This is a genomic window from Microcoleus sp. B7-D4 (assembly GCF_036705125.1).
In the GTDB taxonomy this organism is placed as follows: Bacteria; Cyanobacteriota; Cyanobacteriia; order Cyanobacteriales; family Microcoleaceae; genus Microcoleus.
Window position 1 is genome coordinate 12,368 of the sequence record NZ_JAUBTT010000008.1, and the last position, 20,540, is coordinate 32,907.

The 20,540-nt window shown below is 44.8% G+C and carries 26 protein-coding genes and 3 rRNA genes; 12 read left to right on the plus strand and 17 right to left on the minus strand.

Features of this window, described 5'->3' with window-relative positions; translation table 11 throughout:
• Window positions 1-359 precede the first annotated feature (359 nt).
• Both QUB12_RS04715 and QUB12_RS04720 read right to left on the minus strand, forming a co-directional pair.
• On the minus strand, window positions 360-941 hold the full coding sequence (locus QUB12_RS04715; protein ID WP_333139903.1) for a hypothetical protein: 582 nt from the start codon (window positions 939-941) through the stop codon (window positions 360-362).
• A 41-nt stretch (window positions 942-982) separates the two neighbouring features.
• Entirely contained in the window at window positions 983-1,156 is a 174-nt protein-coding gene (locus QUB12_RS04720; RefSeq protein ID WP_333139905.1) for a hypothetical protein, read from the minus strand.
• Window positions 1,157-1,310: 154 nt separating this feature from the next.
• Here QUB12_RS04720 and QUB12_RS04725 point away from each other — a divergent pair, with 154 nt between their 5' ends.
• Window positions 1,311-1,625, plus strand: coding sequence for a zinc ribbon domain-containing protein (locus QUB12_RS04725; protein ID WP_333052014.1), 315 nt, complete (start codon window positions 1,311-1,313; stop codon window positions 1,623-1,625).
• Between the two features lie 160 nt (window positions 1,626-1,785).
• On the opposite strand, the gene QUB12_RS04730 is transcribed toward QUB12_RS04725, so the two are convergent.
• Complete coding sequence (locus QUB12_RS04730) at window positions 1,786-2,670, minus strand: DUF1232 domain-containing protein (protein ID WP_333300233.1); 885 nt, start codon at window positions 2,668-2,670, stop codon at window positions 1,786-1,788.
• A gap of 79 nt (window positions 2,671-2,749) precedes the next feature.
• On the opposite strand from QUB12_RS04730, the gene QUB12_RS04735 reads away from it, so the two are divergent.
• On the plus strand, window positions 2,750-3,574 hold the full coding sequence (locus QUB12_RS04735) for an NAD-dependent epimerase/dehydratase family protein (RefSeq protein ID WP_333139910.1): 825 nt from the start codon (window positions 2,750-2,752) through the stop codon (window positions 3,572-3,574).
• A 60-nt stretch (window positions 3,575-3,634) separates the two neighbouring features.
• Here QUB12_RS04735 and QUB12_RS04740 read toward each other — a convergent pair whose 3' ends face one another.
• From QUB12_RS04740 to sufB, 6 genes are all read right to left on the minus strand, one after another.
• Window positions 3,635-4,267: a Uma2 family endonuclease gene (locus QUB12_RS04740; RefSeq protein WP_333139912.1), complete on the minus strand. Its 633-nt coding sequence runs from the start codon at window positions 4,265-4,267 to the stop codon at window positions 3,635-3,637.
• A gap of 157 nt (window positions 4,268-4,424) precedes the next feature.
• On the minus strand, window positions 4,425-4,853 hold the full coding sequence (locus tag QUB12_RS04745; protein ID WP_333031910.1) for an Imm1 family immunity protein: 429 nt from the start codon (window positions 4,851-4,853) through the stop codon (window positions 4,425-4,427).
• 134 nt (window positions 4,854-4,987) lie between these two features.
• Window positions 4,988-6,250: a SufS family cysteine desulfurase gene (locus tag QUB12_RS04750; protein WP_333305717.1), complete on the minus strand. Its 1,263-nt coding sequence runs from the start codon at window positions 6,248-6,250 to the stop codon at window positions 4,988-4,990.
• Window positions 6,251-6,482: 232 nt separating this feature from the next.
• Complete coding sequence (sufD, locus tag QUB12_RS04755; RefSeq protein ID WP_333305719.1) at window positions 6,483-7,826, minus strand: Fe-S cluster assembly protein SufD; 1,344 nt, start codon at window positions 7,824-7,826, stop codon at window positions 6,483-6,485.
• A complete protein-coding gene (gene sufC, locus QUB12_RS04760) occupies window positions 7,823-8,614 on the minus strand; it encodes a Fe-S cluster assembly ATPase SufC (protein ID WP_333139918.1) in 792 nt (263 codons plus the stop codon). The genes sufD and sufC overlap by 4 nt, the downstream gene beginning before the upstream one ends.
• Window positions 8,615-8,896: 282 nt before the next feature.
• Window positions 8,897-10,339, minus strand: a complete 1,443-nt coding sequence (gene sufB, locus QUB12_RS04765) for a Fe-S cluster assembly protein SufB (protein ID WP_333139920.1) — start codon at window positions 10,337-10,339, stop codon at window positions 8,897-8,899.
• A 188-nt stretch (window positions 10,340-10,527) separates the two neighbouring features.
• Between sufB and sufR the strand changes: the two genes are divergently transcribed.
• The 7 genes from sufR to rrf (QUB12_RS04800) all read left to right on the plus strand — a co-directional run bounded on the left by sufR (window position 10,528) and on the right by rrf (QUB12_RS04800) (window position 13,402).
• Window positions 10,528-11,226, plus strand: a complete 699-nt coding sequence (sufR, locus tag QUB12_RS04770; protein ID WP_333139922.1) for an iron-sulfur cluster biosynthesis transcriptional regulator SufR — start codon at window positions 10,528-10,530, stop codon at window positions 11,224-11,226.
• A gap of 118 nt (window positions 11,227-11,344) precedes the next feature.
• The gene (locus QUB12_RS04775; RefSeq protein WP_333051988.1) at window positions 11,345-11,752 is read left to right on the plus strand and encodes a hypothetical protein; all 408 of its coding nucleotides are present in this window, start codon (window positions 11,345-11,347) and stop codon (window positions 11,750-11,752) included.
• A 207-nt stretch (window positions 11,753-11,959) separates the two neighbouring features.
• Window positions 11,960-12,076, plus strand: a 5S ribosomal RNA gene (gene rrf, locus QUB12_RS04780).
• A gap of 215 nt (window positions 12,077-12,291) precedes the next feature.
• The gene (locus QUB12_RS04785) at window positions 12,292-12,414 is read left to right on the plus strand and encodes a hypothetical protein (protein ID WP_333305721.1); all 123 of its coding nucleotides are present in this window, start codon (window positions 12,292-12,294) and stop codon (window positions 12,412-12,414) included.
• A gap of 208 nt (window positions 12,415-12,622) precedes the next feature.
• Window positions 12,623-12,739: ribosomal RNA gene (gene rrf, locus QUB12_RS04790) — 5S ribosomal RNA — on the plus strand.
• A gap of 188 nt (window positions 12,740-12,927) precedes the next feature.
• Entirely contained in the window at window positions 12,928-13,077 is a 150-nt protein-coding gene (locus QUB12_RS04795; RefSeq protein ID WP_333139926.1) for a hypothetical protein, read from the plus strand.
• Between the two features lie 208 nt (window positions 13,078-13,285).
• A 5S ribosomal RNA gene (rrf, locus tag QUB12_RS04800) occupies window positions 13,286-13,402 on the plus strand.
• Window positions 13,403-13,466: 64 nt separating this feature from the next.
• Here the strand turns inward: rrf (QUB12_RS04800) and QUB12_RS04805 are convergent.
• Together QUB12_RS04805 and QUB12_RS04810 are read right to left on the minus strand one after the other, a co-directional pair.
• Window positions 13,467-14,060 (minus strand): hypothetical protein, encoded by a 594-nt coding sequence (locus QUB12_RS04805; RefSeq protein ID WP_333139927.1) that lies wholly within the window; start codon window positions 14,058-14,060, stop codon window positions 13,467-13,469.
• Window positions 14,047-14,217, minus strand: a complete 171-nt coding sequence (locus QUB12_RS04810) for a hypothetical protein (protein WP_333139929.1) — start codon at window positions 14,215-14,217, stop codon at window positions 14,047-14,049. Before QUB12_RS04810 ends, QUB12_RS04805 begins: the two co-directional genes overlap by 14 nt.
• Before the next feature lie 501 nt (window positions 14,218-14,718).
• Here QUB12_RS04810 and QUB12_RS04815 point away from each other — a divergent pair.
• Together QUB12_RS04815 and QUB12_RS04820 are read left to right on the plus strand one after the other, a co-directional pair.
• On the plus strand, window positions 14,719-14,931 hold the full coding sequence (locus tag QUB12_RS04815; RefSeq protein ID WP_333140085.1) for a DUF2283 domain-containing protein: 213 nt from the start codon (window positions 14,719-14,721) through the stop codon (window positions 14,929-14,931).
• A gap of 40 nt (window positions 14,932-14,971) precedes the next feature.
• Window positions 14,972-15,382: a transcriptional regulator gene (locus tag QUB12_RS04820; RefSeq protein WP_333139931.1), complete on the plus strand. Its 411-nt coding sequence runs from the start codon at window positions 14,972-14,974 to the stop codon at window positions 15,380-15,382.
• Window positions 15,383-15,417: 35 nt separating this feature from the next.
• Here the strand turns inward: QUB12_RS04820 and QUB12_RS04825 are convergent, their stop codons facing one another.
• The 5 genes from QUB12_RS04825 to vapB all read right to left on the minus strand — a co-directional run bounded on the left by QUB12_RS04825 (window position 15,418) and on the right by vapB (window position 17,791).
• Window positions 15,418-15,636 (minus strand): hypothetical protein, encoded by a 219-nt coding sequence (locus tag QUB12_RS04825; RefSeq protein WP_333139933.1) that lies wholly within the window; start codon window positions 15,634-15,636, stop codon window positions 15,418-15,420.
• A gap of 453 nt (window positions 15,637-16,089) precedes the next feature.
• Complete coding sequence (locus tag QUB12_RS04830; protein WP_333139934.1) at window positions 16,090-16,377, minus strand: hypothetical protein; 288 nt, start codon at window positions 16,375-16,377, stop codon at window positions 16,090-16,092.
• 85 nt (window positions 16,378-16,462) lie between these two features.
• Window positions 16,463-16,888 (minus strand): hypothetical protein, encoded by a 426-nt coding sequence (locus QUB12_RS04835; protein ID WP_333139936.1) that lies wholly within the window; start codon window positions 16,886-16,888, stop codon window positions 16,463-16,465.
• Window positions 16,889-17,061: 173 nt separating this feature from the next.
• Window positions 17,062-17,448, minus strand: a complete 387-nt coding sequence (locus QUB12_RS04840) for a hypothetical protein (protein ID WP_333139938.1) — start codon at window positions 17,446-17,448, stop codon at window positions 17,062-17,064.
• Between the two features lie 55 nt (window positions 17,449-17,503).
• Window positions 17,504-17,791 carry a type II toxin-antitoxin system VapB family antitoxin gene (gene vapB, locus QUB12_RS04845; protein ID WP_333305723.1) on the minus strand — a complete coding sequence of 96 codons (288 nt, stop codon included), beginning with the start codon at window positions 17,789-17,791 and terminating at the stop codon, window positions 17,504-17,506.
• Window positions 17,792-18,023: 232 nt separating this feature from the next.
• Between vapB and nadC the strand changes: the two genes are divergently transcribed.
• Window positions 18,024-18,908: a carboxylating nicotinate-nucleotide diphosphorylase gene (gene nadC, locus QUB12_RS04850; RefSeq protein WP_333139942.1), complete on the plus strand. Its 885-nt coding sequence runs from the start codon at window positions 18,024-18,026 to the stop codon at window positions 18,906-18,908.
• Between the two features lie 318 nt (window positions 18,909-19,226).
• On the opposite strand, the gene QUB12_RS04855 is transcribed toward nadC, so the two are convergent.
• Window positions 19,227-20,255 carry a C39 family peptidase gene (locus QUB12_RS04855; protein WP_333305725.1) on the minus strand — a complete coding sequence of 343 codons (1,029 nt, stop codon included), beginning with the start codon at window positions 20,253-20,255 and terminating at the stop codon, window positions 19,227-19,229.
• Window positions 20,256-20,540: the final 285 nt, after the last annotated feature.

Genomic DNA, 20,540 nt, shown 5'->3' on the forward strand with positions numbered 1-20,540 from the left:
CCCAACATCAGTTTAAAAGTTATTTAGATTTCTGGGAAACGTTAATTTATTCTCTTCAGTTCCCCTTCATAATATAAAAAATGTGACCGAAAGCATCCAGGATACCCGCCACGTGATTCATTCCTTCGCAGACTCAGAACCCAGAAATAAAAAACCTGTATCCGATGAAACTTGCCCCCCCAATTTATCTGTGGGGTCAATGCTTCAATGCTTCAATTCTAAAATCTAAAATCTAAAATCTAAAATCGACTGACTCTTGCTCCCTCCCCTTGAAAAGGGGAGGGTTCGGGTGTGCTTTTCAGTAAATTTGAGCAGTAAATTTTACAAAAAGTCTCTTAGTCTTTCACAAAAATCGGCTGCTAGCCGAGCCGATGATGCTGTTCTAATTCTAAACTAGAGTCATCCTCTTTTTTGGGAACCAGAAGCGTATTTTCGCTGCTCGGTTGCAACACGGCTTTAATTACTTGGAGAAAACGGTTAGGCTTTTTAGCTTGACCGTTGAGAGTGCGGCGGTCTTTCACTTTTTGAGAAAGGTGTCGCATCACAGATAAATCGAGTTCATCTATGAAATGGTCTGCTATACGTTCTCCCATTAAATCTATAGCTTCAGCATACTGATCTGTCAGCGTTTCTATGGCATCGTATGCTTCGTCAGCAACTTGACTTGCTACTGTTTTATTTTGGTCGCCCGGTGTCTGGGAATGGGTGCGGCGCCGGTCTAAAAGGCTTTGGTAATCGGCAATGCTCATTCCCAAATTGTAGAGATGGTGGTGAGCGTGATCCATCAAATCTACTTCACTGGGATAGAAGAAACCGCGAGTGCTGTTAATGCCGTGCAGTTTTGCCCAACGCCGCAGATTTGTCTCATCTTGCAGTTGGTATCGCTCTAACATTTGAGCTGTGTTCAGCTCTACTTCTGGGGTAACTTTGAAATCGCTCATCGGTAAATCCTCGCTGGTGAGTAAATAAATAAAATTGAAACTTAGAATCTGTGATTGGCGTACAGTCTGAAAATGACGATCGATCCTGTGACGGCATTGAGGGAAGTCTTGCGGGCATTTGCTAGCCGTCGATCGTGCGATCGTTCGATCGAGTCAGAGGATTTCAGGGTAGCGTACTTTTGGGCTTTGTCTCGATCGCATCCGGGAGCAAGCACACTGGGTTAATAATATAGCTGATTTAAGGTTTCAACAATCGTTAAAAATAGTAAAGTTTGATTTTTGGGGTTGAATTATTAGTAATGTTGAGCTATAATATTCTCAATAACCGTGCAATTAGTAATTTTAGTAGTTGCAAACGAGATTCTTAGTATGCCTGTATACGATTATTTGTGTCCCGAAAACAACCAGCAGTTAGAAGTTTGGCACAGCATGAACCTGGAAGTTTCGACTTGGGGCCAACTGTGCGAGTTGGCTAAGCGCGAACCCGGGGAGACTCCCGCAGATGCTCCGGTACGCCGACTGCTGAGCGCTCCGAGGTTGATGAAGCCGACATCGGACACCGATTATAAAAATCAGGGGTTCAGCAAGTACGTGAAGCGGGATGAAGGGGTTTATGAAAATGTCACGGCTAAGGATGGTGAAAGCCGTATTGTCAATCGAGATGGCAAGCCGATTAAAGACTGAACTCGGTAATTGGTAAGTGGTAATTGGTAATCGGTAATTGGTAATTGGTAATTGGTAATTATTCCTAATGACTACTGACTAATGACTACTGACTACTGACTACTGACTACTGACTACTGACTAATGACTAATGACTAATGACTAATGACTTCTAATATTATTAGCCAAACCAATCTTTCATTTTTTGTTTGGCTTGTTCTTTAGTATCAGCATTAATGTATACTGAAACAGTAGCTATTGCCGCCAGCAATACTCCCAAATCGTCCGTAAATCCGATACCAACTAATACATCGGGAATGGCATCAACAGGAGAGATAAAATAGGTCAAAGCTCCAACTACAACTCCTTTTGCCCAAGCCGGCACGTTGGGGTTCTGAGCCGTATAGTAGAGAATCAAAGCTTTTTCAACTACTTCTCTTCCTGCGGTTAAAGCAAAGTTTTTAAGTTTAGTCCAAAAAGTTTCATCTGAATAGTTAACTTTGGGGTTGCTGAGGTTTGTTGTGGTTCCTCTTCGGTCGATAAAATCGAGAGGAATACCCTTAGTTTTAAGCTGGGAAACAGCAGAATTGAAGGAGGCTGAAACCTGATTTTTATTAGGGGCAGCCTCCTGTATTTGTTTCATGTCTGCGATAAATTCCTGCATGGCTGGGATTTGCACGTCGGAAACCGCCAGCAGTTTTTTTGCGGATTGGATAGCCTCGCTTTCTGCGGGATGCAGCGTCTTATTTGCCCCAGCAATGTTAATTAAAAAATACATGACTCCCAAACGCAGCGGTTCTTCTGACTGGCTGAGTGTTTGCAAACAGTCGCCCAGTGATGGGGGACTGGCTGTGTAGGATTGGATTTGAGTCTTTGCAGAGTCAGAAAATTTGTCTAAATTTATGGTTTTAAACAACAAATCTAGTTCGTCAATATCAATGGAACCATCGGCGGCTGCGATCGCAAACAAAGAACCATAAAAAGCTAAAAGTTCGCTTTCTGAGGATGTGGCAAAAATATCTCTCTCGGACACGATGCTACTCCGATTGATAACGACGCTTTGCATTTTACCACAAAACTCAGCGCGCCATGATTTCAGAAACCGGCAATAATTTGAGAGAACATGACACAATGGAGAATTTTTTATGAAAGTTGCGATCGTCGGCTGTGGCTATGTGGGTACTGCGACAGCCAAACATTTACGCGGCAAATCAGATTGTACCGTGACGGCGACAACTACCACGGCGACGCGAGTAGTTGAGTTGGAGGGTGTCGCGCAGCGGGTAGCCGTGCTCAAAGGAAATGACAAAGAGGCAATGACGGCTGTACTGCAAGAACAAGATGCTGTTATGCTGTGCGTCGGTGCCCGAAATCCTCATACTTATCGGGAAAGTTATATAGATACTGCGACAACTTTAGTATCGGTTTTACAGCAGATACCGACAGTAAAGCAGGTTATTTATACGGGTACTTATTCTGTGTATGGTGATCGCCAAGGTGAATTTGTAAATGAAGAATCACCAGTCGCGCCGGCTAATCCAAACGGTGAAATTCTCGCAGAAACAGAACGGATTTTATTAGCAGCATCTAGTCCCAATCTTCACGTCTGCATTCTCCGTTTGGGAGGAATTTATGGGCCTGGGCGAGAATTAGTTAAAATCTTTGGAGGCTGGGCTGGGAGCACTCGTCCCGGTAGGGGGGAAGATGCTACTAATTGGGTGCATCGAGATGATATTGTTGGGGGGTTAACTTTTGCTTTGGAAAATCGATTGCAGGGAATTTACAATTTAGTCGGGGATGTGTCGCTATCCAGTGGTGAATTGCTCGATCGCATTTTTGAAGCTAATAATTTGCCTAAAGTTTCTTGGGATGGAAGTCCTAGCGTGCGGCCTTATAATGCTAGGGTGTCGAATCAAAAGATTAAGGCGGCGGGTTATCAGTTTATCCATCCTGAAATTAGGGAGTTTTAATAGTCTTGGGCGCAGCACCTAATTATGTAGGGTGTGCACGGCGCACCTTGCTAGAGAATATTATATTTTCCCTTTCACCCAAGTTCTAAAGGATTTCAGCAAAGCAATTTCTCCTATCGTTTGAGTGCGACTGAAAAACCCAGCCATTTCTGCTACCGATACAAAGGGAAAAGCAATACTAAAGTCGCGCTCAATATATTCAGTTTCTACCAACTGATAAAATTTCAAAACGCGCCCGTTATATAGCCAGAGTTCCGGGACGCGAAGTGCGGAGTAAATGGCAAACTTATCAACTGAACTGCTGGTAATATCTATTTCAATTGCTAAGTCGGGCGGTGGGGCAGTTTCTAAATCTAGTTCTTGCCTGCCTCTAACTGCTGCTTCATTTTGGATATAATAACAGTTATCTGGTTCTATGCCTTTTTTGGCATTTTTGAGTTTGAGAGTAGTTGAGCCAGCACTTTTAATTTCAATGTCGAGTTCTTCTGCTAAAGCCAGGATGAAATTACCGAAATTGCTTTTGTAGTTCTCATGTTCAAATAGTGGCGCCATAATTTCCAGTCTCCCTTCATCGTAAGCTATGCGATAACCTCGCTTATCGCCTATTTCTTTGAGCAACGTTTCAAAGGTCTGCCAGCTAATGTTTTCTAGCAGTGTTCTTTGTTCGGCTAAACTTGAAGTAGTAGCAATCATCTCAAAATCTCCTTGAGCTGAGAAAACTCTAGTTTTATTTTACCACAGGCCCAGATACTATCAAAAAGGGGGTTCTTTTTTTGAACCGCAGATGCAGGCGGATAGACGCTGATGAACGCGGATGAAGAAAGAGCGATCGCACTTCACTTAGGTTGTGTTAAATCTTATTTGATGACACCGCTAATTCTTTCTCTTCTTCCCAAGACAGTGATATTTGAAGTTGTCCTGATACTGTAAATGTTTGAGCTGCCAACAGTGCCGTCTCTAAATTTACACACATCCGGGCGGAATAATTACCTTCTTGTCCGCCGATAACTAGCTTTTCTATTGCATCTGGTTTTGATGGATCTACTAAATTGTGGAAGCTAACGTTATCAAAAGTTACGTTAACAATATATTTGCCGGATTCGCCGCCACCAATGCTCATATAACACTCGTCATCTGCACCCAAGGTAACTAAAGTTTTAGTTTTCCCATTTAACTCGCGGATGGCTTGTTCTATTTGACTCCAAGTAGGACTTTCTATTAAGTCACCTTCATCCTGGTTGCCCACCCAATTTTCTGCTGATAGGTTTAACACAAACATTATCGCCTGATTATATTTGGGGTGAGATCGCTCTCTTCTTCATCCGCGTTCATCCGTGTTCATCTGCCTGCATCTGCGGTCAAAAAAAGGGCGATCGCTTCTCAATTTCTACCCGCGCACCATCACCCACCAAATTATCCCATAATCCCACCAAAAAAGTCGATCGTCTCTTTCAACGCTTTCACAAACACATCAATCTCTTCGCGAGTATTGTAAAAATACAAACTCGCTCTGGCAGTAGATGAAACGTTCAAATAGCGGTGCAAAGCTTGCGTGCAGTGATGCCCGGAACGAATCGCGACTCCCTCCTGATCTAACATGGTAGACAAGTCTTGAGGGTGAATTTCTCCGGCTGTAAATGCCGCTAATGCAGCCCTACCTTCGCCGTTGCTGTCTGGTTGCGGCCCGTAAATTTTGATTTCGGGAATTTGCCGCAATTGTTGGAACATATAAGCATTCAATTCTGCTTCGCAAGCGTGAATCTTATCCATGCCAATGTTACTAAGATAATCGATTGCTGCACCAAGGGCGATCGCCTCGCCGATTGCAGGGGTGCCGGCCTCAAATTTGTGCGGCAAATCGGCATAGGTGGAATAATCGAGAAACACGTCAGCAATCATCTCGCCGCCGCCGAAAAACGGAGGCATTTCTCTCAGCAAGTCCAGCTTACCGTACAGAAAACCGATGCCAGTCGGAGCGCACATTTTGTGACCGGAAGCAACCAGCCAATCGCAATCTATTGCTTGCACATCTACTATCATGTGCGGCACGCTTTGGCAAGCATCAATTAAAACTCTTGCGCCGAAACTGTGGGCAATTTTGCAGATTTCTTTGACAGGACTGATGCAGCCCAAAGTATTAGAAACGTGAACGGTTGACACCAATTTAGTTTTAGGGGAAATCAGGGTTTTAAACTGTTCCAAGTCAAACTCGTTAGTTTCCGTTAACTCGACAAACTTCAGCACCGCACCGGTTCTTTGAGCCATCATTTGCCAGGGAACGAGATTGCTGTGGTGTTCCATCACCGACAGGATTATTTCATCTCCGGCTTGCAAATTGCTCAAACCCCAAGAATAAGCAACCAAATTAATCGCTTCGGTGGCGTTGCGAGTGTAAACAATTTCTTGCCGCGACGCCGCATTTACAAACGCAGCAACTTTGTCTCTCGCACCTTCGTAAGCATCAGTCGCTTTGGCGCTGAGAGTGTGGGCACCACGGTGGACGTTTGCATTGTATTGTCCGTAGTAATCACGCCAAGCGTTGAGCACAGCTAGGGGTTTTTGAGAAGTAGCTGCATTGTCTAAATAAACTAGCGGTTTACCGTTAACTTTTTCATTCAAAATAGGGAAGTCGCCGCGAACTTTTGATGCAAGTGTTTTTTCTTGAATAAGTGTCATATTTTTTGAAGTTAGTATTGTTGTGGAACTCGCTTATAAGGCGTATTCTGAAACCCGGAGATACCCCCTAACCCCCCTTATTAAGGGGGGGACAAGAGTATTCTCAAAGTCCCTCTTATCCAGGGAGGGACAAGAGTATTCTCAAAGTCCCCCTTCTTAAGGGGGATTTAGGGGGATCTCCGGCTTTGATTGCAAAGGTAATAAAACACCCTCCCGTCTGTTGCTAATTCCTTTATCCTTGGATAGCCATGCAGGTTGAAAGCATTTTCGCCACCCCAAGAATCGGTAATTGATTGAGCATTTCCGCCGCAAAAGCATCGATTAGCAAATAGCGGCTTCTTTCTAAATCCAAACCGCGACTTTGCAAGTAAAAAAGCTCATCATCTTCTAATTGACTGACAGTTGCACCGTGGGAACATTTAACGTTGTCGGCGACAATTTCCAACTGCGGTTTTGTGTCTACGCGAGCTCTTGGCGACAACAACAAATTCCGGCTCAATTGTCCGGCATCTGTCAATTGGGCGGCTTTGCGAACGAAAACTTTGCCGTTAAATACAGCACGAGCTTTGTTGCCGATAATGCACTTGTGCAGTTGGCGGCTTGTACCGTGGGGGTGATTGAAATCGATTACACTGTGAGTGTCTGATAACTGTTCGCCAAAGGCTACGGTTAAGCCGTTTAAAGTTGTTTCAGTGGCTTCGCCGCGCTGAAAAACTTCTAAATTGTGCCGCGATATTTTGCCTCCCAAGCTGATAGCATGACAAGTGTAACGGCTATTACGAGATTGTTCGATCGCACTTTTGCCGATATGAACAACCTCCCCACCTTCCCGCTGCAGCCGAACGTGGTTCACAGTAGCGTTTTCGCCGACAATAACATCCGTTACAGCATTAGTAAAGGCTGGTACATTACCGATAGTTGCGTAATCCTCAATCAGCGTCACATTGCTTCCAGGCTCAGCTATGACCAAGCAGTGCGGCTGGGACATCGTGGGAGATGCACCGGGCGCTGTCAGGAACAGCAAGTGAATCGGAAGGTCGATCGACATATTGGCCGGCACGAACACCACCGCAGAATCCGCCAAACCCGCAGTATTCAGCGCGGTAAACACCTCGGTTTGCTGTCTGTGCTTGCTCAAAACATCGCTGATGCGCCCTTGATATTTTTCAGGTACATTCGATAGATTACCTGCGTAAAAGTCGATCGGCAAATTCGGCAAAACCAACGACTCCACCGTTGACAAATCCGGCGCATAAAAACCGTTGACAAATACCAATCTTAATGGTAAATCATCCCGGTTTTTCACTGGCATAATGATATCAGCCAGCTTAACTTTTGACTGATTGCTCTGGGGTATATGAAAAGGAATTTGCAACACCGGCGACAAATCAGTAAAGCGCCATTCCTCATCCCTCACCGTCGGAAAACTCGAAGAAAGCACGTATTCCGTCGCCACAGCCCGCAAATCCTGCAACCCGTAAGCCGCACTTTTGCTATTAGCAGCCTCCAACTTGCTGCACTGATTCACCAAATCAGTCAAAAACATTTCCCTACTAGCAACTTGCGTATTCATCATCGCGCGCCTACTCCTGCTGCTTCCTCTTCCACAACCCAGTCATAACCGCGCTCTTCCAATTCCAGCGCCAACTCTTTCGGGCCAGTCAAGATAATTCTACCGGCTTCCATGACGTGAATAAAATCAGGAATAATGTAATTCAGCAACCGCTGATAGTGAGTAATCACCAACATCGAATTTTCAGCATTTGACAACTGATTCACACCGCCAGCGACAATCTTGAGAGCATCGATATCCAAACCCGAATCAGTCTCGTCCAAAATAGCTAATTTCGGTTCCAACAAAGCCATTTGCAAAATTTCATTCCGCTTTTTCTCGCCGCCGGAAAAACCCTCATTTACGCTGCGGCCTAAAAAAGAATCATTCATCTTGACAATATCCAGCTTGTCCTCGATTAAATCTTGGAAATCAAAAGCATCCAATTCTTCCAAGCCGCGATGTTTGCGGTGAGCATTGTAAGCCACGCGCAAGAAATCCAGATTGCTAACGCCGGGAATTTCTAAAGGATATTGGAAAGCTAGGAACACGCCAGCCAAAGAGCGTTCTTCCGGCGCTAATTCCAGCAAATTTTGACCAAGAAATGTCACTTCTCCGCCTGTTACTGTATAAGCAGGATGACCCGCCAATATCTTGGATAAAGTGCTTTTTCCAGAACCGTTCGGGCCCATAATCGCGTGAATTTCACCCGATTTAATTTCCAGATTCAAACCCTTAAGGATTTGGGTATCTTCCACATTCGCAGTTAAATCGCGGACGGATAGCACCACTTGACTATTTTCAACAATCATCTATTTTTGTCCTTTGCCTCAATGCACTTTACAGTTTTTTCTTCTCGTTCCTAGGCTGTACCCATTGGTGACAATTTAACGTTAAACCGATAGTCCGCCAGGGAATGAATTCCCTGTCTCAAAGCTAAAGTCCTCTGAAGAGGACTGAGAAGAAAATTTTTAAACTCATTAGTCCTGTTTAGAGGAGTTTAGCTATTAGCCAAGGAATTCATTTCCTGGCGGACGGGGAGCTTAAGTTGTCACCGATGGACTTGGCCTGGAAGGGTTTATTGCCCGCGAAAATTATCCGACACTTCCTTCCAGCTTCAGACTCAACAGCTTATCAGCTTCCGCCGCAAATTCCATTGGTAACTGATTGAAAACATCTTTACAGAAACCGCTAATCATCATCGAAATAGCATTTTCTGCGGAAATTCCCCGCTGTGCGAAGAAGAACAATTGCTCTTCCCCAATCTTAGAAGTAGAAGCTTCGTGTTCGACTTTAGCAGTGTGGTTCTGCACTTGAATATAAGGGAAAGTATTCGCTTGAGCGTTGTCGCCAATCAGCATGGAATCGCACTGAGAGTAATTACGAGAGCCTTTAGAGTTAGGCCCCATTTTCACCAAACCGCGATAGCTGTTGGATGAATTACCCGCCGAAATTCCCTTAGAGATAATCGTGCTGCGAGTATTTTTACCAATGTGGATCATTTTTGTGCCGGTGTCAGCTTGCTGCTTGTTATTTGTCAACGCTACCGAGTAGAATTCGCCCACCGAGTTGTCGCCGACTAACACGCAACTGGGATATTTCCAAGTAATCGCTGAACCGGTTTCTACTTGTGTCCAAGAAATCTTAGAATTGACTCCTTGACACAAACCCCGTTTCGTCACAAAGTTGTAAATGCCGCCTTTGCCGTTGGCGTCGCCAGCGTACCAGTTTTGCACTGTGGAGTATTTGATATCGGCATTGTCCATTGTTACCAATTCCACGACGGCGGCGTGCAGTTGATTGGTGTCAAACATCGGCGCGGTGCAGCCTTCTAGGTAAGACACAGAACTGTTTTCTTCAGCCACAATTAGTGTGCGCTCGAACTGGCCGGAATCTCCGTTGTTGATGCGGAAATAGGTTGACAATTCCATTGGGCATTTGACCCCTTTGGGAATGTAAACAAAGGAACCGTCGCTGAATACGGCGGAGTTGAGGGCTGCGAAAAAGTTATCGCCGACTGGTACGACGCTGCCGAGATATTTTTCTATTAATTCGGGATAATCTTTGACGGCTTCTGAAATGGAACAGAAAATAACACCATCTTTGGCTAACTTTTCTCTAAATGTTGTGGCAATTGAAACGCTGTCGAAAACGGCATCGACGGCGACATTTCCCAGCCGCTTCTGTTCGGAGAGGGGAATGCCGAGTTTCTCGAAGGTTTCTAGCAGTGTCGGGTCTACTTCGTCCAAACTGTTGAGCTTTTTGGGCTTTTGTTTGGGGGCGGAATAGTAGATAATTTGTTGGTAGTCGATCGCGGGATAGTTGACGTGGGGCCAGGTGGGCTCGGTCATTGTCAACCACTTCCGGTATGCTTTGAGGCGGAATTGCAGCATGAATTCCGGTTCGTTTTTCTTGGCGGAAATCAGGCGGACTACATCTTCGCTCAAGCCGCGGGGGATGGTGTCTGACTCGATGTCGGTGACGAAACCGTATTTATACGGCTGGTTGACTAAGGTTTTGACTGTGGTAGAACTCATTATTTTGCGTGTTCAGTGTTCTAGATAATGCTCTCTGGATGGCAGACGGGGCAATGCCTGTCAGGGCTTGAGCGAGTTCTGCTGGACTGCTCTGGGAAGTTAAACAACAGATTTGTTGCTTTACTATATTTTAAGCTACATTAACAATAGTGATATTGTCAAAGTCAAATTAATAATTTTTTGTGAAGATGATGGAGACTACTCAGCAGACTTCCACGAAACAAGACATCCTGCAATATTTGCTCAAGGGGGGGCAGGGGACGGCTATTGAGTTGGCGGAGTCTTTGGATATCAGTCCGCAGGCGATTCGCCGTCACTTGAAGGATTTGGAAGCGGAGGGGCTGATTCAGTATCAGTCGGTTCAGGCTGGGATGGGGCGGCCGCAGCACATTTATGAGCTTACCAGTCAGGGGCGCGATCGATTCCCGAATCGTTACGGTGATTTTGCTGTCTCTTTTCTGGATACGTTGGCGGAAACCGTCGGCCGCGAGCAAGTGATTACTATCTTGCAAAAACAGTGGCAGCGCAAGGCGACGGAGTATCGGCGGCTGGTGGGTGCGGGTTCGCTGGAAGAGCGGGTGACTAAGTTAATGGAACTCCGCAGGGCTGAAGGCTATATGGCTGAGTGTTATCCTGTAGAATCGGTAGAGGTTGGGATCTGCGATCGCGCTGGGAAGGGCGATCGATTTGTGTTGATGGAACACAACTGCGCGATTTCTAATGTTGCTGAAACTTTTCCGAGTGTCTGCGGTAATGAGTTGGAAATGTTTGCGGGGGTGTTGCCGGACTGTACTGTGGAGCGGACTCACTGGATTATTAATGGGGAACACCGCTGCGGTTATTTGATTGCAAGGAGGAAGGAAGAAGTTCGGCAACGGATTTTGTAACGGATGTAACGGATGTCACGCATGGAAGTTCGACAACGGATGAGTGTAAGGGATGTCACGGATGTCACGGATGTCACGGATTACCCATTACCGATTAGCAATTACTAATTTTTAATATATGGAACCGCTAGCAGATTTTTTAAAGCCGGAAGAGTGTGCCGAAGTTGATATGGCGCTGCTGTCGTCGAAGGAAAAGTTTTCGGCGCGGGTGGCAATTTATGCTTTGAGGGTGCTCAAGCAAATTGCTGGGGAGACTGGGAAGCCGGTGGCTGAGGTGACTAATGGGCAGGTGATGGATTGGATTAAGAATGATGAGAGTATTAAAGGATCGATCGAACTTGATGCTAGTTTTGAAAACTTTTTTACGAATTTGGTAATTGCGTCTTTGCGGCCGTTGAGGCAAATTGCGACAGAATCTGAAAGCCCGATCGAACAATTAACAGTTAAGCAGGTCGTGGCGTGGTTTGTGAAGGACGGGAAGATTCGCAGAGAACAGGGAACCGAGGCGGCGTTTTTGGACTTGTGAGTTAAAGGTCGATCGGCCCCACTGGCAAATAATACGTCAAACTCGACTATTGGGGGGGGTTTCGGGCGATGGAAAAAAAGTTTTGCCAAAGGGGTTGACAGACAGGGGAAAACTTGATAAGGTAATTAAGTCGAGCGAAAGAGATGCAGCGCATCAAACTTAGCTCAAGCTTAACGCAGACACAGGATTAAAAGTTTTCAAAGCTTTCCTGGTGCTTATGATGTAATGGAACCACTCCGATCCATCCCGAACTCGGTTGTTAAACGTTGCTATGGCGAAGATACTCGGCGGGTCACTGCCCGGTAAAATAGCTCAGTGCCAGGTTAATAATAAATTAAAGCTCTTTTCCCGCAACAACGGAAAAGGGCTTTAGTTTTTTGGTGAGTTCTTAGGCATCTACACCACAGCAAGTCTTGGGCGCTTTGTAGAAATCTCAATATTCTGGGTCAGCAGCAGATTTGTGGTCGATAGAACTTGATGCTAGTTTTGAAAACTTTTTTACGAATAGGGTAATTGCGTCTTTGCGGCCGTTGAGGCAAATGGCGACAGAATCGGGAGGGGCGATCGAACAATTAACAGTTAAGCAGGTCGTGGCGTGGTTTGTGAAGGACGGGAAGATTCCCACAGAACAGGGAACCGAGGCGGCGTTTTTTGATTTGTGAGTTAAAGGTCGATCGGTCGCACGCCCAAACCCGGCCTCAAACCCCGATAATTCCAGCGGTTTCGGGCGATCGAAAAAAACTTTTGACAAAAGGGTTGACAGACAAAGGAAAAGTTGATAAGGTAATTAAGTCGAGCGAAAAAGATGCAGCGCATCAAGCTTAACATTAAGCTAAACGCAGACACAGGATTAAAAGTTTTCAAAGCTTTCCTGGTGCTTATGATGTAATGGAACCACTCCGATCCATCCCGAACTCGGTTGTTAAACGTTGCTATGGCGAAGATACTCGGCGGGTCACTGCCCGGTAAAATAGCTCAGTGCCAGGTTAATAATAAATTAAAGCTCTTTTCCCGCAACAACGGAAAAGGGCTTTAGTTTTTTGGGGAGTGATTAGGCATCTACACCACAGCAAGTCTTGGGCCCTTTGTAGAAATCTCAATATTCTGGGCCAGCAGCAGATTTAGGGTCGATCGAACTTGATGCGAGTTGTGAAAACTTTTTTACGAATAGGGTGGTGGCGTCTTTGCGGGATGAGAGGCAAATTGCGACAGAATCTGAAAGGGCGATCGAACAATTAACAGTTAAGCAGGTCGTGGCGTGGTTTGTGAAGGACGGGAAGATTCCCACAGAACAGGGAACCGAGGCGGCTTTTTTGGATTTGTGAGTTAAAGGTCGATCGGCAACACTGGCAAATAATACGTCAAACTCGGCTATTGGAGGCTGTTTCGGGCGATCGAAAAAAACTTTTGACTTTGGGGTTGACAGACCGGGGAAAACTTGATACAGTAATTAAGTCGAGCGAAAGAGATGCAGCGCATCAAGCTTAACATTAAGCTAAACGCAGACACAGGATTAAAAGTTTTCAAAGCTTTCCTGGTGCTTATGATGTAATGGAACCACTCCGATCCATCCCGAACTCGGTTGTTAAACGTTGCTATGGCGAAGATACTCGGCGGGTCACTGCCCGGTAAAATAGCTCAGTGCCAGGTTAATAATAAATTAAAGCTCTTTTCCCGCAACAACGGAAAAGGGCTTTAGTTTTTGGGTGAGTTATTAGTCGTTATCTTGGATACTCAATAGATCGATCAATGGCTTGAGATCGAGATACATTGTACGATAAGGCACTGATGATGGTAAAGACTCATTAGGATCGACAAATTGAAAACCAAACTTCTCGTAAAAGCCAGATGCGTCATAGGGAGGAGTAGTATCCGGGTCGTAAAGTGCGTCAACGGTCATAAAGCGCACGCCAACTGTAGGTGAAATCTCCGCTGCAACGTACTCTACTGCCCATTCAACTAGACGGCGACCGGCTCCTTTCGCACGTCTATCTACCGCTAGTAAACCAATCTTGATAGCTGGAAACGACTGGTACTGAACGCCTTCGTCAAGCAGGATTTGTTCGGCTAATTCCAGTTTATCTGTGAGTAGGGTGATGTAACCTGCCAAACTGTCTTCACAGCGTAAAATCCAGCATTGACTGATACGAGCATCTATATCTCGCTGAATGCGTCCTTGTCGCCAGTAGGTGACAAACTCACCCCGCAGACAACGAAACCCCTGACCAGAAATGGTAAGCTCGGAGGTTAAATGCTCGACAGGCAGATCGGAAAAATCAACTCCCGCAAACTTACTACTTGGCGGCATTGGCAGTTGTCCGACGATGGCGACGAGCGGCAATCCGTTTAGCTAAAGCTAAAGCAGCTTCATTTGCAACATAACCGCCAGTCTTAAGCGCATGAGCAAGTTTTTGAACTTCGCTACCTGAGACTGGCTTGGAAACTGTATGCAGTGGGTACTTCATAAAAAAACTCGGTAAGTGGGAAACTCAGAGTCTTTAGACCTGAGAGGGAAACGACACGAGCGGTTTCAATCGCCTTGAATCTTTCTTGTCATTACCGCCTTGGAGTTACTTAGTTCGGTGTACTTTTGTAATGCACTTTCGACGAGACAGTTATCGTCTCAAACCTTGTAACCCTGTACGCATAATGTTGCTCTTGTGGAGCCTCCCTTGCGGGGTAATGTTCGCTTCGCCAATGTTATCAGGGCTTGTTAGGCTAGCAGCACTGTCTCAGTGACCTTGAAACTGTTTAACTACTAGCGACAGGGCAGGGGACTAGCGTCGCATCCACAGGGTGTCGTGACCTAAATAACGTAGACCTCGAAGGTCTTAGGCTGGTCAGAATGGCTTACTTGATTTCTCTTGCAAGCCCAATCTCTTTAGAGTTGGGTTCCTGACTACGAAACCTGATTCACTAACTCTATTGTAGTATACATTCTATTTTTGAGGTAAAAGTTTAGGAAGATTAGTTATGATTCCGAAATTGATGCTCTCTACATTAGACTTGTAGAAGGTAAGCATCAGTGTCGCACTTTACAGTTAACTGACGAAATTACTTTAAATATTGGGGAAAATGAGTTATTGGTAGGGATAGAAGTTTTAGAGGCTACACAGGTTTTAGGTAGTGGAAATGTACCTAATGTAGTGCTAGAAAATATAGCTTTTACTGTAGCTTAAATAGGGAAAGCAATCGCTACCTGTGTCAATCTAAGTAAGGATGAGTGGAAAAATGATCCGTACTTTTGATGCAAAATCTTATACAGATTTACTTGTTCGGTATCAACCAAAACCGATCGCAAATGAAGCAGAAAACGAGGCCGCGATCGCTCTCGCTTGCGAACTGGAACACCGCCCTATGCGATCGCTGGAGGAAGAGCTATTTCTGGAGCTTTTGATAACGCTGATTGAAAAATTTGAATCTGAAAATTATCCGATTCCGGCAGGAAATGCTGCTTCAATGTTGCAACATTTAATGGATGCGAGAAATTTGGAGAAATCTGATTTGATTCCTGTTTTGGGAACGGAAACAGAGGTTGATAAAGTTTTTGTTAGCAGAAGGGCGATCGAAATAGATGAAGCCAGAAAATTAGCTGATTTTTTCCAAGTTGATATGAGTTTGTTTCTTTAAGTGCGAGCTGCTACTTGTTGAGTAGGAGCTACCGATCAAAGAATTGAATCCAAAATTTCTGGGGTCAATCCTCGCGCTTGAGCATTCCGACTAATCTCACTCATTACCTCCTCTAGGGGTCTTTTGCATCGAATTGCATCACTAAGTTTCAGGCTAAGTAATGCCTCCAATTTACGACGCTCTTCCTCAGAAGCAGCCTCAAAGATTCTGGCAACCTCAGCATTAACGCGAATTGCGATCGTTTTGGTTTGCATGATGGTTATGTGATGTTTTAATGACTGTTTTCAAATAAGCTAGAATGGCGGGGGAATCGAACCATATTTTAATACAATCATAACCAGCGATCGCCCTTAATTTTAGCAGTCAATAGTGGGCGATCGCCTTCCGCCTTCTTCATAGTCCGAATCGCGGGCAAAAGTTACGGCCTAAACTGTGCTATATCTCAGACCAATTTCTCGAAGCAATTGACTCAAATTCTCCTTGTCAGATTCATTATAGAACATACCTACTACCTCTTTCAAATTAGACAAGTCCTTCCTATATTGCTCGTCAGATAGCTGGGACACTAATTGCGCCGGGGAATTTTTTACTAAATCTTGTCCATTAGATAAGATATTTACAACATCTTTCAACTTAGACAAGTTCTTACTGTATTTCTCGTTAGATAAAATATCTACTGCATATTTTAATTGAGAAGATTGGTTTTTCTACTTATCATTAGAAACAAGTTCGCCTAACTTCTCATCATTAGAGGTGATAGCTACTAAATCTTGTAAATTAGATAAATTCGTAGCGTACTTCTCGTCAGATAAAATCTCAACTACCTTTTTCAACTCAGACAACTCCTTCTTCTGCTTATCGTCACAGAGCAGTGAGCATAATTTTATTTCCGTCTTTAAAAATCTTGCTAAATCTTTGTAATCGCTCGATTTGTTTGTCCAGAGAAGCCGTCCGTCAGTAAAAACGACCCGGGAGCATCTCACTTTTTCAGCCAAGCTAGAAATTGGAGTTTTGAGGCAGGAGGCAGGAGGCAGAAGGCAGTAGGAAAGAGGAAGAAGGAGGGAGCTAGAAGAAGTTTTTTTACAAATATGAGATGCTCCCAACGACCCCCGCATTTGTCAAGAAACCACTGGTGTCTATCAAAGCGATTACCTTTTCATCTGGGTAAACAGATAGCCATGCAGACAGCGCATTTGATAGTTTATCTAAGGGAATATTAGGAGCGGAAAAACTATTATCCGATTTGTATTTATCGCGTACATTCTTTTGAATAAATTCTCCAAAATCACCCGGAACGGTATTTTCAGTATAGGTGTAGGTTCGAGTTTCTAACTGGTGCAGCACCGATGAATCCCGTGTCTTTCCACTTTTGAGAAATAACCAAATCACAAATGCTGTACCCGATGCAACAAAAGCTGGACCGGCGGTGATTAAACTGAGTCCACCAAGAGCCGAGATGGTGGTAGTGATAGCAGCAGCACCCGATAATGTACCCGTTACTCCCAAAGCACTTGCAGCAGTCCAAGCAGCTAAAACAGTTGCAGTACCGGCGAATGTTCCTGTAGCAAATGCAATTCCCAGATTTTTTTGTTCTTCGCTGCCTGAAGTGCAGCGAGGAGCAACGACGAGCGAATTTGTAGGAGTTCAGGTGAGCTTATTTTTGCTGTGGTTGGTTACTTCTATTTCCCGCTTGTCTTGCTTGAAACAGAGTTTTGCCACGCCTTCGCTTGCTCAACAAACATCTCTGGATTGTGTTCCGGCGTTGCAATTAAGGCTGCTTCGATGTTTGACCACGGAACGAACAAGTCAGAACCTGACATGGTAAGGCTAATCCAATCTATCAATGTCAATCGAATACCATTACCATCAACGGCTTGCACTTCGCCTACATAACTACGGAGAGGCGCTGTGCCCTCACGAAGCGTTAAAGCAACCCAAAATCCGGCTGCAATAGTCTGGTCTTTGTATTTTTCAATCGCCACTTTGATTTCTGTGTTCCTTAGTAAAGTCATCCCTATCATTATAGCACCAACACCTAACCTCACTATACATTGAATGCCATTCATTCATTAACTATGTTGTTGCAATACTTCCTCTAACTCCGATAATGAGTTTTGTAAGTTAAGTTTCCCTAAGTGGCTCATCAAAGTCATCAGGTAGCGGTAGAACAAACATTCCTTTCATTGTTCCGGCAACTAAACGCTTCTTTGTCGGCTTTTTTTGAGTGGAGTTTTTAGCCTGCTTTTCTATCAAAAACTCAATGTAATGAAGCACTTCTGTCTGAAGTGACTCAGGGAGTTCTGCTAATTTTTCTAAAATGACTGGCTGTATCATGGTTTCTGCTCGCGATCGATACCCATCTACTCCATTAAAGCACCCACACCCAAAGTCAGCCACAGAATACCCCATTATTTAGATTTCTGGACGCACTCGAACCAAAGAAACCGGGTTTTTTTACGAAAAGAGCGTTCCCGCCCGCAGATTCGCTAAAAAACCCGGTTTCTGGACCCCCATGCGTAAGTCCTAATCTAGTAGAATCGCCCCCGCACTAACACAATCATCATTTTGCAACTTGCCTAAAATTACCCGATCGACTATTCTTCCTAGTAGATATGATCTTGATATAACAACCAACAAAAACATGACAGCAATATTACCGCCTTGGATAGTTTTAGACTCCCTATTGCACAACTGGCTACTAGAAGATATCGGTAGGGGCGATCGCACAACATCGGCCTTATTTCCCGCAAACAGCATCCAGGGTACTGCTAAATGGATAGTCAAAGAAGCGGGAGTCATTGCCGGATTGCCAATTGCCGATCGCACATTTAAACTTTTAGACAGCAGCCTCAGTTTCATCCCCCAAGTACCAGAAGGGAAACTGTGCGAAAAAGGAGAAGTAATTGCCGAGATTTCCGGCAATTTCGATGCGCTGCTAACCGGAGAAAGAGTAGCATTAAACTTGGCAATGCGTTTGAGCGGCATCGCTACTTTGACTCAGAAATATGTTGACAAAATTGCCGATTTGCCAGTGCAATTAGTGGATACGCGCAAGACAACGCCCGGATTGAGATTGTTGGAAAAATACGCAACTCAAGTCGGCGGTGCTTGCAATCACCGGATGGGATTAGATGACGCGGTGATGATTAAAGACAATCACATTGCGGCGGCTGGGGGAATTGCAGAGGCGATCGCCCTAATCCGCAATTCTATCCCCTATCCGCTGACTATCGAAGTCGAAACCGAAACTCTCGCCGAAGTAGAAACAGCTTTGCAGCACAAAGCCGATATTATCATGTTAGATAATATGTCCTGTGATTTGATGCGGCAGGCTGTGGCAATAATTCGCCAAAAGAGCGATCGGGTCAAAATTGAAGCTTCCGGCAATGTTACTTTAGAAACAATTAGAAGCGTAGCCGAAACCGGAGTGGACTATATTTCTACCAGTGCTCCGATTACGCGATCGACTTGGTTGGATTTGAGCATGAAAATTAATAGTAATACCCGCAGTCCGGCAGGGGTTTAAACCCCTGCCTCAAAGCTGAAGTCCTCTAAAAGAGGACTAATAGACATCTCCAAAAAAGAACTTGAAACCCAAGTCAAGCCTAAGCTAAAATCTAATTTCGGGAGAAGTCTAATGAATTATTCAGTCCTCTTTTAGAGGACTTTCGCTATGAGCCAGGGGTTTAAACCCCTGGCGGTATTTGGGGCCCGATCGATATTTCGGCTGAAGTTGATACCAATGGGCAAGGCCGTGTCCGACCTTGCTGAGAGTCAACTGTTAACTATTGGTTAGTTATTACCAATAACCAATAACCAATAACCACTAACTACTAACAAATTACTACTTAGAGATAAAATGAACCCAAAAATGCCCGTCAGGTATACAGAGGCTGCGGATTAAGCGGTAAGTATAGTGCAAGTAAGCACCGCTGACACTTGTATCGTAGCCTGTTCGGAACCACTCGCCATAGGGATCGTGGACGAAGAATCCCTCGCTGTCGTAGCCTGATGCAACTATAATGTGACCGAAAGACGTGAAGTATCCGTGGATGACAGCGGGATTTCCGCTGGCTAGCCAATCTTGAACGTCATCAATAGTTGCATTCTCGGTAAAGAAATCTTGAGCGCCGTAATCTCTAACAATCTTTGCTAAATCGTAGGGGTCCCAGCGACTGTAACCTTTGGCGATCGCATATTCGTAAAGTTCGTCTTCATATTGCCCGGTTTGTTTGCGCCGTGGCACCCTCAAAAAGTCCATACACATCGCTAATGAAGTTACATTGCAAGAACCTGTAGGATTGTTGAAGTTATCCATTTGCGATAGATAAGGAATGCCCAGCCTGACAGTTGGGGGATTCGGTTTCGGAAAAAGCAGAATGCTGTCTTGAGTAATTTGAGCGTGTCCTCCGAAAACATACCAAACCCCTGAACCTTTGAAAGACTCGTTGCGGAGAGCAACTCGGATGTGACCGCGAGCCGGAGCAAAAGCCAGGATCTCCAACTCTTTTCCGGCTGGTATTACTTGTTTTTCTGAGTCCTGAAGTTGAGAAGACGCGACCGGTTTTGATTTAAAAATGGTGTCTCTGAGCGTTTTCAGGATCAGGGGCTGTGTGGGAATGTCCTCTGGTTTGGTTTCGATCAGCTTTTTGGCTGTGACTGCTCCCAAAAAACCCGCTTCGCCGCACTTCATCAGAGTTTGAAATCGGTGGAGGGTGGCGGTAGAGAGAGGGCCAAAAATTCCGTCTACAGGAGGCTTCAGTAAACCTAGGTCAATGAGGCGGCTTTGAATTTGGCCACTGAGTTCGTCGTCTGCAGCGATTGCTTTGGCATCGTACCTAATGTTTGAGTTGAGAAAGTTTTGTAATTTCATGCTTGCGTGCGTGCCCCTGTCAATCGATTTTAGATTTTAGATTTTAGATTTTAGAATTACGACCGCAGATAAATCCGGTGGCCCCATACCAAATTGCTCGATTGTCAATAATACCCTGTTTATCGTCTCATAAAATTACGGTAATTTTTCCGCTCAATCGATTTTAGATTTTAGATTTTAGATTTTAGAATTACGATCGCCAATAAACCCGGTTTTCCTAGACTAAATTGCTGGCTCGTCAATAATTCCCAGTTTATCGTCTCATAAAATTACGGTAATTTTACC